The sequence below is a fragment of the Bradyrhizobium huanghuaihaiense genome (assembly GCF_025200885.1).
Taxonomy (GTDB): domain Bacteria; phylum Pseudomonadota; class Alphaproteobacteria; order Rhizobiales; family Xanthobacteraceae; genus Bradyrhizobium; species Bradyrhizobium huanghuaihaiense.
Map to the genome: position 1 here is coordinate 630,440 of NZ_CP104172.1, position 12,926 is coordinate 643,365.

Consider the following 12,926-nt stretch of genomic DNA (forward strand, 5'->3'; position numbering starts at 1 on the left):
TTCAGATAGGTGGTGGGCACGGCGCAAGTGCGCCTTTGCCCACCCTACGAGTGCAGTCTCGCGGAGACGTCCGCGAAATCTCGCGCCTCCGGCATCGCCCCCACATAGGACGAGCTCGGCCGGATCAACCGCCCCGTGCGCTGCTGCTCGCGCGCATGCGCGGTCCATCCCGCTGAACGGGCCACCGCGAAGATCGGCGTGAACGCCTGCCGTGGGATCGCCAGCGCATCGAGCAGGATCGCGGTGAAGAACTCGACGTTGGTCTCCAGCGGGCGCTCCGGATTTTTCTTCCGCAAGGCCGCGCGGATATAGGCCTCGACCTCGCCGGCAAACGGCAGATCGGTACCGTTGGACGCCAGCGCCTCGACGGCGGTCTTGAGCACGTCCGCGCGCGGATCGCGCACGCGGTAGATGCGGTGACCAAAGCCCATCATCCGCTCGCCACGCGCCAGCGCTGCATCCACCCAGGGCTGGATGCGCTCGCGCGAGCCGATCGCGTCCAGCATTTCCAGCACCGGCTCCGGCGCGCCGCCATGCAGCGGACCCGTGAGCGCGCAATAGCCCGCGGTCACCGCGGCAAACAGGTCGGCTTGGGTCGAAGCCACCACGCGCGCGGTGAAGGTCGAGGCGTTCATGCCGTGGTCGCTGGCGGTGACGAGATAGGCATCGAGCGCGGTGACCTCGCGCGCCGCGGGCGAGCGCCCGTGCAGCATGCGCAGCGTGTCGGCGGCATGGCTCACGTTTGGATCGGGCGCGATCGGCTCGAGCCCCTTGGCGCGCCGGACCAGCGCACCCGCGATCACTGGAAATGCGCCGACGATGGTTGCCTCATGTTCGAGCCCGTGCTCGGCGCGAAGTCCGGCGACCGCCGCGCGAAACCCGTCGACGATGCCCATGCCGCGGGTCGCCGGCAGCAACTCGTCCAGCCGCGCGAAGGCGCGCTCGCGCGCCGCGCCCAGGCTCGCCCGCACATTGGCTTCGCTTAAGGTCGTCTTGCTGGCGCCGTTCCAGAGCCGGGCGGTGACGCCCTCGAAGCTCGATTTGGCGGCGAGGCGGCCGACATGCTCGCCGGCGATGATCAGCTCACCGCGCTCGCCGTCGACATGGCTCAGCACGGTCTCGGCCGCGGGAACGCCGTCCAGTCCGATCTGGCTTTTGGTGAGGTGGATGTTCATGGCCAATCTCCCTTTTGCATTGCACGCAGGGGGAAGGTCGGTCCTCTCGACAGATTGATCAATCTTGATTACATAAATCAATATGAAAAATTCTGGTGAGCTCTACCTCTCCGCCCGGGAAGCCGCCGGCGAGCTCGCGATCTCGCCGGCCACGCTCTACGCCTATGTCAGTCGCGGCCTGATCCGCTCCGAGCCGACGCCGGACTCGCGGAAAAACCGCTACCGCGCCGAGGACGTCCGAGCGCTCAAGGAGCGCCGGGTGCCCTCGCCGGAGCCGCGCGGACTGCGCAGTTTTGATGCCGACCTGCCGGTGATGGACACCGAGATATCGACCATCACCGAGGAGGGTGCGATCTATCGCGGCGTCAATTGCGTCGATCTCGCCGAAAACGACACGCTGGAGCACACCGCGACGCTGCTGTGGGACGTCGCCGACGTCGATCCCTTCGCGCCCGACAATCAGCCCGTGATGTCCGATGAGATGTGCGCGATCGCGGAAGCCGCGCACAGGGCGGCGCCGATCGACCGCGCCATCGCCGTGCTCGCGCTCGCCACCAGCGCCGATCCCCGCGCCTTCACCCGCGCCCCCGACGGCCGCGCCATGGTCGGCGCGCGCATCGTCCGCCTGCTGGTCGCGACCATGCTCAATGCCGAGCCGTCGGCCGAACCGCTGCATCAGCAGGTCGCGCGCGTCTGGGCACCCGATAACAAGCACGCGCCCGACCTGATCCGCCGCGCGCTCGTTCTGCTCGCCGACCATGAACTGAACGCCTCGACCTTCACGGCGCGCTGCGCCGCCTCGACCGGCCTCAACCTCTATGACTCCGTCATCGCCGGCCTCGCCGCGCTGAAGGGGCCGAAGCATGGCGGCGCCGGCGTGCTGGCCTCGCAGCTCGTCAAGACGCTGGTCGACCGCGATGTCGCGCCCGTGGTGCGCGAGCGCGTTGCGCTCGGTGAGCGCTTTGCCGGCTTCGGCCATGGTGTCTACAAGCGCGGTGATCCCCGCGCGCAATCGCTGCTGAACGCGCTCTCCCGCGCCGGCGCGCCGCGCAAATTCACCAAGGAAGTGCCCGAGCGGATCGTCGAGGCGACCGGCGAACTCGTCAACATCGACTACGCCCTCGCCGTGCTGGTGCATGCGTTGCGCCTGCCTGCAGGCAGCGAGCTCGCTTTGTTCGCGATGGCCCGCAGCGTCGGCTGGATTGCGCACGCCAGCGAGCAGTTGCAGTTCGGCAAGCTGATCCGGCCACGGGCAAGGTATGTGGGGCCAGCGCCTGGGCGAAGGGTGGGTGGGTCTTAACCTCTCCCGCTTGCGGGAGAGGTCGCGCCGAAGGCGCGGGTGAGGGCTCTCTCCTCTTGGGGGTTCTCGATTGGGGAAGCACCCTCTCCCCAACCCTCCCCCGCAAGCGGGGGAGGGAGCGCACCTCCGTCGCCGTAGCAGCCAAAGCTAATTAGCCCCGCGGCTTCACCGTCGCGACACCACTATTCCGCCGGCGATAAATCCACACCGCCACGCCCCCCACGATCGCAACCCCAACCACGGTCAGCATCCAGATATGCTTGCCGACATGCTCATGATGATGCAGCCCGGCATATTCGTGCAGCGCCGTCACCGCCAGCACGCCCGGCAGCACGTGGGCGGGGGCCCAGACCAGGATCGCCGGGATGTTCACCGTATAGAATCTGGCTGGCGTCATCCCCAGCGCGCCGGCGGTCACCGGCACGAAGGCGCGGATCGGCGGCACGAAGCGGGCGAAGAACACCGCCCAGGTGCCGAAGCGGTGGAAGAAGGTCTCGCTCTCCTCGACCACGCGGGGATAGTTGGTCAGCGGCCAGGCGTTGAGGATCTCGCGCTGCTGCCGGTGCCCGATCCAATAGGCCGAGCCGTCGCCGAGCATCGCGCCGAGGGCGGCTGCCAGCAGCACCCATGGCAGCTTCAGCTCGCCGCCCGGAACAAGGGCGCTCAGCGCCAGGATGATGGTCGAACCGGGGATCACCGACCCCACCACCGGCACGGCCTCCAGAAGGGCCGCCAGGAACAGGGTCAGATAGGCCAGCCACGCATGGGCCGAGACGAAGGCGATGAGGGGATCGAGGAAGGACGTCACGTCGTCTCTGTGGCGGGCTGGGGCTTTTCGGTTTGGACCCTACATATGTAGGGAGAGGCGGCGAAAGTGCCATTTGCGTGGGCAGCCCCGTTACCCCGCCCGAAATTCGAGCGTGATTCGCAAGGCAGCCCTCCAAAAACTGCGTTCCTCACCTATCTAAATGAAAAGACAACGGAACTTTGATTGAGGGGCGGGCTTCTGCCAGCACGTTGTCTCTGATAGGTTCGAAAGCGCACCCAGCCGCAGCCAACGTGCAATAACTGGTCTCGGGATCGCCCGGGGCCTCGGAGGATTGATGACGACCGCCGCCATGTCAAAAGTTGAGGAAGTTTCCGGTCTGCCCGACATGAAGGTGTCGGTCCGCCAGGTGTTCGGGATCGACAGCGATCTCGAAGTGCCGGCCTATTCCGAAGTCGATCCTCATGTGCCCGAAGTCGATTCCGACTATCGCTTCGACCGCGCCACCACGCTCGCCATTCTCGCCGGCTTCGCCCGCAACCGCCGCGTGATGGTGACCGGCTATCACGGCACCGGCAAATCCACCCATATCGAGCAGGTCGCCGCGCGCCTGAACTGGCCCTGCGTGCGCGTCAACCTCGACAGCCACATCAGCCGTATCGACCTCGTCGGCAAGGACTCCATCGTGGTCCGCGACGGCAAGCAGGTCACCGAATTCCGTGACGGCATTTTGCCCTGGGCGCTGCAGAACAACGTCGCGTTGGTGTTCGACGAATACGACGCGGGCCGCCCGGACGTGATGTTCGTGATCCAGCGCGTGCTGGAAGTCTCGGGACGCCTCACGCTGCTCGATCAGAACAAGGTCATCAAGCCGCATCCGGCCTTCCGGCTTTTTGCCACGGCGAATACGGTTGGCCTCGGCGACACCTCGGGTCTCTATCACGGCACCCAGCAGATCAACCAGGGCCAGATGGACCGCTGGTCGATCGTCACCACGCTGAACTATCTCAGCCATGACGAGGAAGTCGAGATCGTGCTGGCCAAGGCCAAGCACTATCGTACCCAGGAAGGCCGCGACATCGTCAACAAGATGGTCCGCCTTGCCGATCTCACCCGTAACGCCTTCGCCAATGGCGATCTGTCGACGGTGATGAGCCCGCGCACGGTGATCACCTGGGCGGAAAACTCCGACATCTTCGGCGACATCGGCTTCGCCTTCCGCGTCACCTTCCTCAACAAGTGCGACGAGCTCGAGCGTCCCCTGGTCGCCGAGTTCTACCAGCGCTGCTTCAACGCGGAGCTGCCGGAATCGGCGGTCAACGTGGCGCTCAGCTGAGGTTTGAGATGTCGTCCCGGACAAGCGCAGCGAAGCGGAGCGCAGATCCGGGACCCATAACCACAGGCCGTGGTTTTGCGAAGATCGGAGTCGGCTGTGTGCTCAACGACCGCTCCCTGTGGTTATGGGTCCCGGCCTTCGCCGGGACGACGGTGAGATCGAGATGAGCACATCATCATCAAACTCCAAATTCCGTAGCAGCAAGGAAGCGCCGACCGAGCCGTTCAAGCGCTCGGTCGCCTCCTGCCTCAAGGCGATCGCGAAATCGCCCGAGCTCGACGTCTCCTTCGCGGCCGAGCGTCCTGGACTTGCACCGGGCAAGGCGCGGCTGCCCGAGCCGGCGCGCAAGATGACCAAGCGTGACGCCGCCATCGTGCGCGGCCACGCCGATTCCATCGCGCTCAAGATCGCCTGTCATGATCCGAAAGTTCATCGCAAGCTGATGCCCGGCAATCCGCAGGCGCGCGGCGTGTTCGAGGCGGTGGAGCAGGCGAGGGTCGAGGCGATCGGCGCGCGCCGCATGGCGGGCGTTGCGAAGAACCTCACCGCGATGCTCGACGACCATTTCCATCGCGGCAAGTTCGACGAGATCACCGACCGCGCCGATGCGCCGCTCGCGGACGCGCTGGCGATGCTGGTGCGCGAGCGCCTCACCGGCATGGCGCCGCCGACGGCGGCGAAGAAGATGGTCGATCTCTGGCGGCCCATCCTCGAAGACAAGATCGGCAGGCGGCTCGACCGGCTCGATGGCGTGGTCGAGGACCAGGCCAGGTTCGGCGATGCCGTGCATGATCTGTTGTCGGCGCTCGAGCTCGGCGACGAGCGCAACGCCGACAGCGAGGACGATGAGGACAACGACGAGAACCAGGACGGCGACAACGATCAGTCCGGCGCCGAAGGCTCGCCGGATTCCGATGCCGCGCAGGAAATGAGCGCCGACCAGGCGCAGGCGAGCTCGGAGGAGATGAGCGAGAGCGCGATGGAAAGCGCGCAGGCCTCGACCTCCGACACCTTCGACGACGGCGAGCTCGGCGACGACGAGACGCCGGGCGAGGCAACGCGTCCGAACGCGCATGGCAGGAACGAGCCGCGCGGGCCGGAATATCACGCCTTCGCGCCCAAGTTCGACGAGGTCATCGCGGCCGAGGACCTCTGCGACCATGACGAGCTGGAGCGCCTGCGCGCCTATCTCGACAAGCAGCTCGCGCATCTGCAAGGCATCGTCGCCCGCCTCGCCAACCGGCTGCAGCGCCGCCTGATGGCGCAGCAGAACCGCGCCTGGGAGTTCGATCTCGAAGAGGGTATCCTCGATCCCGCGCGCCTGTCGCGCGTCGTCACCGATCCCTATCATCCGCTGTCCTTCATGCACGAGAAGGAGGCGACGTTCCGCGACACCGTGGTGACGCTGCTGCTCGACAATTCCGGCTCGATGCGCGGACGGCCGATCACGGTCGCCGCGACCTGCGCCGACATTCTGGCGCGCACGCTGGAGCGTTGCGGCGTCAAGGTCGAAATCCTCGGCTTCACCACGCGCGCCTGGAAGGGCGGGCAATCGCGCGAGGCGTGGCTTGCCGCCGGCAAGCCGGCCAATCCCGGCCGTCTCAACGATCTCCGCCACATCATCTACAAGTCCGCCGACGCCCCCTGGCGCCGTGCGCGGAAAAATCTCGGCCTGATGATGCGCGAGGGTCTGCTGAAGGAGAACATCGACGGCGAGGCGCTGGACTGGGCGCACAAGCGCCTGCTGGCGAGGGCCGAGCAGCGCAAGATCCTGATGATGATCTCGGACGGCGCGCCGGTCGACGATTCCACGCTGTCGGTCAATCCCGGCAACTATCTCGAGCGTCACCTGCGCCACATCATCGAAGAGATCGAGACACGCTCGCCGGTCGAGCTGATCGCGATCGGCATCGGCCATGACGTGACGCGCTATTATCGCCGCGCGGTGACAATCGTGGACGCGGAAGAACTCGGCGGCGCCATCACCGAGAAGCTCGCCGAGCTCTTCAGCGAGACCAACACCGCACCAACCCAGCCGGCCGGTCGCCCGCGACGCAAACTGCATTCGTGAGCACGCAATCATCCCGCCGCAGCTTCCTTGGCCACGCGGCGGCGGGATTTTCCACTCTTGCACTCTCCCGATTGGCGCAGGCGCAAGCGGCGACCGAGCCGCCACCGCGCCCGCTCCAGGTCGAGCATGCTGTTGCCGAGCCAGCGAGTCTCGAGGTCAATGCGCGCCCCATTCCGAGTTTCGAGCCGCGCGACCGCTCGCGCACGCGCTTCGGCTCGCTGGACTATCGCAGCGGCCTGGTGCTGACCTCGCCCTTTCGCGGTTTCGGCGGCCTCTCCGGCATCCGGCTCGACGCCAAGGGCGAGCGCTTCCTCGCGATCTCCGACCAGGGCGGCTGGTTCACGGGCCGCATCCGTTATTCCGGCAAGGCCATGGCCGGGCTCGACGACGTCGAGGCCGCGCCGCTACTGGGCGCGGAGGGGCGGCCGATCACCGAGAAGCGCATGTGGTGGGATTCGGAATCGCTGACGCGCGACGGCAATGTGGTCTATGTCGGGCTCGAGCGCGTCAACCAGATCCTGCGCTACGATTTCGCCAAAGGCGGCGTCCGCGCCCGAGGCGAGCCGATCCCGGTGCCATCAGGCGTTCGCAAGCTGCCGCACAACAAGGGGCTGGAAGCACTGGTCTTCGTCCCGAAGGGCCAGCCTCTCGCCGGCAGCCTGATCGCGTTCTCCGAGCGCGGGCTCGACGCCGACGGCAATCTGGTCGCGTTCCTGATCGGCGGTCCGACGCCCGGCCAGTTCAGCGTCCGCCGCACCGAGAAATTCGACATCAGCGATGCGGTGCTCTTGCCCTCCGGCGAGCTGCTGATCCTCGAACGCAAATTCTCCTGGTTCACCGGCGTCGACATCCGCATCCGCTCGATCCCCCTGAAATCGATCGCCCCTGGCGCGCTGGTCGACGGCCCCGCGCTGTTCAAGGCCGACCTCGGCCAGGAGATCGACAACATGGAAGGCATCGACGCCCACGTCACGGCGGAAGGCGAGACCGTGCTGACCCTCGTCTCCGACGACAATTTTTCGATGCTCCAGCGCACCCTGCTGCTGCAGTTCACGCTGGTGGAGTAGGGCGCGCTAACCTCCGCCGTCGTCCTGGCGAAAGCCAGGACCGATACCGCGTGATCTATCGAGTGCGACAGGTCGAAGTACCAACGACGAGTCTTCGTCAAACTCCTCCCTGGGGTAATGGGTCCTGGCTTTCGCCAGGACGACAATGACGTGAACGCCCGAGCGCTGTGCCGCGACAAACCGTCATGCAACTTCGCCGCGCCATCGCTGCCGCGCTCTTCGTCCTGCTCGCCGCGACGCCGCAGGCGCGCGCCACGGCCGAGCACACCTATGCGAGGGGCGAGTACGGCATCATCGCGGGCGGGTGGGCGCCGAACAAGCGGCTCGCCATCGCCGTTCATGGCGAGGGCGAGGGCGCGCATGACAAGTTTCACGCCTATCTGATGTCGGAGCCGAAGCATCGCCCGCTGGCCGTGCTTGATAACATCAGCCACGAGAACAATCTCGACACAGCTTCCGATGCCTATTACGCGGAGTGGTCGCCCGACTCCCGCTATGTCGCGGTCTCCTTCCGCACCGAGCGTCACATCATGACGCTGAACATCTATGCGATCGAAGGCCATCGCGCGCGGCTGATCGAGACGCCGGACCTGTTTCACAAGGCGGCGGGCCGCACCGTCGTGGTCAAGACCGACGGCGACATGCGCAGCTATTTCCCCACTGTGAAGTGGCGGGGGCCGCGCCGCTTCGATTTCAACGACTACCGTCTTTTCGTCGAGGACGACAAGGTGCTGGCCGACAAGCTCGGCGAACTCTGCAGCCCGACCAAAATGGAGGACGGCCGCTATTCGATCGAGTTCGCCGCCCACGCCACGATCACGCTCGGGCGTAGGGACAAGAGTCGCATCGGCATGCTGCGGCGCGGGGTTTTCCAGCGGTAACGGGCCGTTCCCGTTAGGTCGTGCCTCGATCTCCCCCGTCGTCCCGGGGCGCGCAAAGCGCGAGCCCGGCACCCATAACCAGAGGGAGAGGTTTGACGGAGACTGGTGGTTGCCAATCTTCGCCAAACCCGATTCTGTGGCTATGGATCCCGGGCTCACGCTTCGCGTGCCCCGGGATGACAGTTGAGTTAGCAGTGGCCCGCATGCATAGCCTCAGCAGCGGGCATGCCTTCCGCGCGGCTGGCAATTCGCCATCGGCTGACTAAACTTCATGCAATCGCTTTCATCCCTCCATCCTGCAGGAACTCCCCGCATGAGCGCCCTGTTTTCCCCGATCAAGCTGCGCGGCCTGACGTTGAAGAACCGCGTCGTGGTGTCGCCGATGTGCCAGTATTCGGCCGACGACGGCGTCGCCACCGACTGGCACTTCACCCACATCAACAATCTCAGCCTGTCGGGCGCGTCGATGTTCTGCATCGAGGCGACCCATGTCGAGGCCATCGGCCGCATCACGCCGGGCTGCCTCGGGCTCTACAGCGATGCCTGCGAGGCCGCGCTGAAGCAGATCCTCACTTCGGTGCGTAAGCATTCCTCCACCGCAATCGGGATGCAGCTCGCTCATGCCGGCCGCAAAGCCAGCAGTGCGCGGCCCTGGGACGGCGGCCAGCTGATTCCGATCAGTGAGGGCGGCTGGCAGACGGTGGCGCCAAGCGCGCTGCCGCACAAGGAGGGCGAGGCCGCCCCGCTCGCGCTGGATAGCGCGGGCTTGAAACGCATCCGCGATGCCTTCGTCGACTGCGCCAAGCGCGCCGACCGGCTCGGCATCGACGCCATCGAGCTGCACGGCGCGCACGGCTATCTCATGCATCAGTTCCTGTCGCCGATCTCGAACAAGCGCACGGACGAATATGGCGGCTCGCTCGAGAACCGCATGCGCTTCCCGCTCGAAATCTACGACGCCGTGCGCGCCGTGTTCCCGCACGACAAGCCGATCGGCATGCGGGTGTCGTCGACCGACTGGGTCGAGGGCGGTTGGGATCTGGCGCAGACCATCGAATTCGCCAAAGCGTTGAAGGCGCGCGGCATCGATTGGATCGATGCCTCCTCCGGCGGCGTCTCGCCGCTGCAGAAGATTCCGCTCGGCCCCGGCTATCAGGTGCCGTTTGCAGAAGCGATCCGCCGCGAGACGGGAGCGACCACCATCGCCGTCGGCCTGATCTCCGAGGCAAAGCACGCCGAGGAGATCGTCGCTAGCGGCAAGGCCGACATGGTCGCGCTCGCCCGCGGCATGCTCTACGACCCGCGCTGGGGCTGGCACGCCGCTGCCGAGCTCGGCGGCGAAGTCGAGGCCCCGCCGCAATACTGGCGCTCGCAGCCCTCGACGCAAAAGGCGCTGTTCGGCAAGACCACGTTCGGGGCGCGGTGAGAGGGCGCGTGAGGCGCGATGGTGGTGCTATAGTCACCAGTGTCGTCCCGGCGAAGGCCGGGACTGATACCGCGTGATCTCACGATGGCGCGCGGTGCGCGTTGACAACGTAACTTTGAGTCTTCGCCAAACTGCTTCCTGGGGTTATGGGTCCCGGCTTTCGCCGGGACGACACCGAACTTGTGGTTCGTGCACGTCCCTCATCCCCTCACGCATCCGTAACTCTCCTCACCTTCCACGCACCCCGAAACTGGCCTAACCTTGCGCGCAGTCAATGCCTCGCGGAGGCCGGCCATGCGGTTTCGTGTTCGTAAAGCTGCCCACGTGTTCGAGCGCGTGGGGCTCGCGATGGCGGGGGCCGCGTGCGGGCTGTTCGTCGGCGCCTATGTCGGATCGGCGATCGCGCCGCTGACGACGCAAGGGTTCCTGCTGCTGATGATGCTGCTCGGCGCGGTCGGCTTCTATCTCGGCATCGATACGCCGCAGATGCCCTTCGATGAAGAGCACAGCAGCATCGACGCCGCCGAATTGCTGAGCTCGGCCGGCACGCTCTGCGCCACGCTCACCGCGCTCGCCTCCGTCGCCGTCATCGTGCTCCGCCTCGACCCGCATTTGGCCTGGACCTGGCTCGCTTTGTTCGGCTGGACCGGCGGCGTCGCCATGCAGATCGTCGCCGGCGCCAAGGCGCGGATGCGGAAGTAGGGAGGTTGGGGACGGAGCGCGCCCAGCATTCCGCCGTCGTCCCGGCGAAGGATGCGGCAGCGCCTTCAGCTACGACGACGAAATCAAAACACCACGCCCACCCGCGTGCCGCGCTTCCACGCGATGCGGCAGCGCTTCTTGGTGTTCACATGCAGCAGCTCGAAGCGGTCGGGGATCTGCACCTGGCCGCCGAGATCGACGCAGGCCCCGCCCGGCGAATAGTCGATCAGCGTGCAGGGAATCACCGGCGCGCGCGGGTCGGTGATGATCTTGGCCTGGCGGGATACGAGGCCTGCGGGTTTCACGCGGGCATATTTACGCGGATGCATTGGCACATCTCCTCCAACTCCGCGGCTCGCGGCGGGCTCTGTGCAGGATGATGCAAAGGAGATGATGCGATCCAGCTAAGGTCGGCGGGAGAATTTTAATGAAAAGCTGCGGCGAACGGAGAAAGCGGCGGTAGCGGGGTGCGGGGAAGTCACCTCAAACTCCTTCGCCGGGACGACACCGATGGTGTTGCGCGACTCTGCCCACCACCGTCATTGCGAGCGCAGCGAAGCAATCCAGGCTGCCTCCGCGGAAAGATGCTGGATTGCTTCGCTGCGCTCGCAATGACGACGATGTGGCGCGAGCCCATCATCTCATCCCGTCACCCCCTCCTCCACCCCAGCCACCGCCACATCCACCCCCGGCGGCACCGGCATCGGCACCGTCACATAATCCTTCGGCAGGTTCACCGGCCGGTAGCCCGGCTCCACCGCCATGCGCTTGAACACGCTCTCATGTACATGCGCGCCTTCGGGAATGAGGCGCGGCTCGCAATCGGGGATGTAGAAGCCGAAATAGACCTTCCACTCCGGCCATTCCCTGTACTTCGCGCGCTTCGGCAAATACTCCAGCACGCGCCAGGCCGCATTCATCGAATCGTGCAATTCGCCCGTCTTCCCCTCGTAGGCGGGCGGCACATATCTGAAGGGCGAGTTCTTGCGCTGGACGCCCCAGGCGAGCTGGTTCACGGTGCGCGGGTTGAACTTCAGCCCGGCCTTCTCGGCCTCCTCGATCATCCAGATCAGCGGATATTTCGATTCCCCGCTTTCCGCCTCCGCATAGCCGCCGCCGACGTCGCAATGCACGCCGGCGAACCACACCTGCAGGATGTCCTGCGGCACCTTCTTCTCGTCCGGCACGTAGCGGTTGCTCCAATAGTCCTGCGGCTCCCAGTACTTGTTGAGGCGGAACATGCGGCGCCGCTCGTCGATCGCGATCGCCTGCCGGAAGATGTTGATGCTCGGATTGCGCCGCGTGAAGGCGAGCTCCTCCAGGCTGAACACGAAGAAGAAATTGTCGCGCCGCGGCACGATCACGCTCGCCACCGTGTCCCAGACGCCGATGAAGTGGATGGTCGGCCAGCGCGTCGAGGTGATGCGCGCGAACTGTGCGGCGAGGTCGAACGCGTCTTTCGGCAGTGGCCCCTGGTCGTCGACGGCGACGTCGCTGAGGTCCTCGACATCGTTGCCGCGCCCGGTGCCGGAATATTGCTTGTAGGCGACCATGCCGGAACCTGCGAGGTTCACCTGCTCCGGCGAGATCAGCCCGATCTTGTGGATCAGCCCCGCCAGCACCCGCACCGTGTAAGCGCCGCGCGAAAAACCGAACAGATAGATCTTATCGCCCGGCGCATAATGCTCGACCAGGAAGCAATAGGCCGACAGCACGTTGGCGTCTAACCCGTAGCCGGTGGCGAGCCCCAGCACCAGGTTGATATTGGCCTTGATCCGGTGCCACGTCGTCGGCTCCGTCACCGTGCCGACCCCGGGATCGTAGAACACCATCTGCCGCGGATGCGTCTTGTCGGTCTTGCGCAGGCAGCGATAGAGCTTCAGGACGTTGGAGATGTTCTCCGAGATCTCGTTGCCGGTCCCGTCACAGCAGATGACGAGGTTTTTCGGCTCTGGCTTGCGGTCGATGTCGCGCGCGTGCTCCACGGGATGTGCCTCCGGGTGATGCTACCGGGACGAGTATAGCGGAAAAGCGCGACGGAGAAGAGACGATGGTGCTCTTACCCTCCCCTGGAGGGGGAGGGTCGGCTCGCATTGAGCGCAGCGAAAATGGAGACGGGGTGGGGTGACGGTCTCTCCCCATCCAACAGTGTCCGAGTGGAGAGATCACCCCACCCCGCTCGCGCTCCGCGCGATCGACCCT

General features: G+C 65.8%; 11 protein-coding genes. 7 read left to right on the forward strand and 4 right to left on the reverse strand.

The genetic code is table 11. The features are described 5' to 3' along the window. Positions 1 to 44: 44 nt before the first annotated feature. On the reverse strand, positions 45 to 1,175 hold the full coding sequence (locus N2603_RS02925; protein WP_260387624.1) for a citrate synthase/methylcitrate synthase: 1,131 nt from the start codon (positions 1,173 to 1,175) through the stop codon (positions 45 to 47). A gap of 82 nt (positions 1,176 to 1,257) precedes the next feature. Here N2603_RS02925 and N2603_RS02930 point away from each other — a divergent pair, with 82 nt between their 5' ends. Continuing rightward, positions 1,258 to 2,475: a citrate synthase family protein gene (locus tag N2603_RS02930; protein ID WP_260387625.1), complete on the forward strand. Its 1,218-nt coding sequence runs from the start codon at positions 1,258 to 1,260 to the stop codon at positions 2,473 to 2,475. Between the two features lie 151 nt (positions 2,476 to 2,626). Here N2603_RS02930 and N2603_RS02935 read toward each other — a convergent pair whose 3' ends face one another. Beyond that, positions 2,627 to 3,283, reverse strand: a complete 657-nt coding sequence (locus N2603_RS02935) for a DedA family protein (RefSeq protein WP_260387626.1) — start codon at positions 3,281 to 3,283, stop codon at positions 2,627 to 2,629. Between the two features lie 295 nt (positions 3,284 to 3,578). On the opposite strand from N2603_RS02935, the gene cobS reads away from it, so the two are divergent. The 6 genes from cobS (at position 3,579) to N2603_RS02965 (ending at position 10,724) form a co-directional block, all read left to right on the forward strand. After that, complete coding sequence (gene cobS / locus N2603_RS02940; RefSeq protein ID WP_018643488.1) at positions 3,579 to 4,577, forward strand: cobaltochelatase subunit CobS; 999 nt, start codon at positions 3,579 to 3,581, stop codon at positions 4,575 to 4,577. Positions 4,578 to 4,740: 163 nt separating this feature from the next. After that, positions 4,741 to 6,648: a cobaltochelatase subunit CobT gene (cobT, locus tag N2603_RS02945; protein WP_026312068.1), complete on the forward strand. Its 1,908-nt coding sequence runs from the start codon at positions 4,741 to 4,743 to the stop codon at positions 6,646 to 6,648. Continuing rightward, positions 6,645 to 7,715: an esterase-like activity of phytase family protein gene (locus tag N2603_RS02950; protein ID WP_260387627.1), complete on the forward strand. Its 1,071-nt coding sequence runs from the start codon at positions 6,645 to 6,647 to the stop codon at positions 7,713 to 7,715. Before cobT ends, N2603_RS02950 begins: the two co-directional genes overlap by 4 nt. 185 nt (positions 7,716 to 7,900) lie before the next feature. Then, positions 7,901 to 8,596 carry a hypothetical protein gene (locus N2603_RS02955; RefSeq protein ID WP_260387628.1) on the forward strand — a complete coding sequence of 232 codons (696 nt, stop codon included), beginning with the start codon at positions 7,901 to 7,903 and terminating at the stop codon, positions 8,594 to 8,596. 313 nt (positions 8,597 to 8,909) lie between these two features. Further along, entirely contained in the window at positions 8,910 to 10,022 is a 1,113-nt protein-coding gene (locus N2603_RS02960; protein WP_260387629.1) for an NADH:flavin oxidoreductase/NADH oxidase, read from the forward strand. A 294-nt stretch (positions 10,023 to 10,316) separates the two neighbouring features. Next, positions 10,317 to 10,724: a hypothetical protein gene (locus N2603_RS02965; protein WP_260387630.1), complete on the forward strand. Its 408-nt coding sequence runs from the start codon at positions 10,317 to 10,319 to the stop codon at positions 10,722 to 10,724. 83 nt (positions 10,725 to 10,807) lie between these two features. Here the strand turns inward: N2603_RS02965 and N2603_RS02970 are convergent, their stop codons facing one another. Further along, positions 10,808 to 11,053: a PilZ domain-containing protein gene (locus N2603_RS02970; protein WP_026312067.1), complete on the reverse strand. Its 246-nt coding sequence runs from the start codon at positions 11,051 to 11,053 to the stop codon at positions 10,808 to 10,810. 312 nt (positions 11,054 to 11,365) lie between these two features. Beyond that, on the reverse strand, positions 11,366 to 12,709 hold the full coding sequence (locus tag N2603_RS02975; RefSeq protein ID WP_260387631.1) for a T6SS phospholipase effector Tle1-like catalytic domain-containing protein: 1,344 nt from the start codon (positions 12,707 to 12,709) through the stop codon (positions 11,366 to 11,368). Positions 12,710 to 12,926 lie beyond the last annotated feature (217 nt).

Coding starts and splice junctions, on each gene's coding strand:
- N2603_RS02925 (WP_260387624.1), bottom strand. CDS start 1,175: ATGAACATCCACCTCACCAAAAGCCAGATCGGACTGGACGGCGTTCCC.
- N2603_RS02930 (WP_260387625.1), top strand. CDS start 1,258: ATGAAAAATTCTGGTGAGCTCTACCTCTCCGCCCGGGAAGCCGCCGGC.
- cobS (WP_018643488.1), top strand. CDS start 3,579: ATGACGACCGCCGCCATGTCAAAAGTTGAGGAAGTTTCCGGTCTGCCC.
- cobT (WP_026312068.1), top strand. CDS start 4,741: ATGAGCACATCATCATCAAACTCCAAATTCCGTAGCAGCAAGGAAGCG.
- N2603_RS02955 (WP_260387628.1), top strand. CDS start 7,901: ATGCAACTTCGCCGCGCCATCGCTGCCGCGCTCTTCGTCCTGCTCGCC.
- N2603_RS02960 (WP_260387629.1), top strand. CDS start 8,910: ATGAGCGCCCTGTTTTCCCCGATCAAGCTGCGCGGCCTGACGTTGAAG.
- N2603_RS02965 (WP_260387630.1), top strand. CDS start 10,317: ATGCGGTTTCGTGTTCGTAAAGCTGCCCACGTGTTCGAGCGCGTGGGG.
- N2603_RS02970 (WP_026312067.1), bottom strand. CDS start 11,053: ATGCATCCGCGTAAATATGCCCGCGTGAAACCCGCAGGCCTCGTATCC.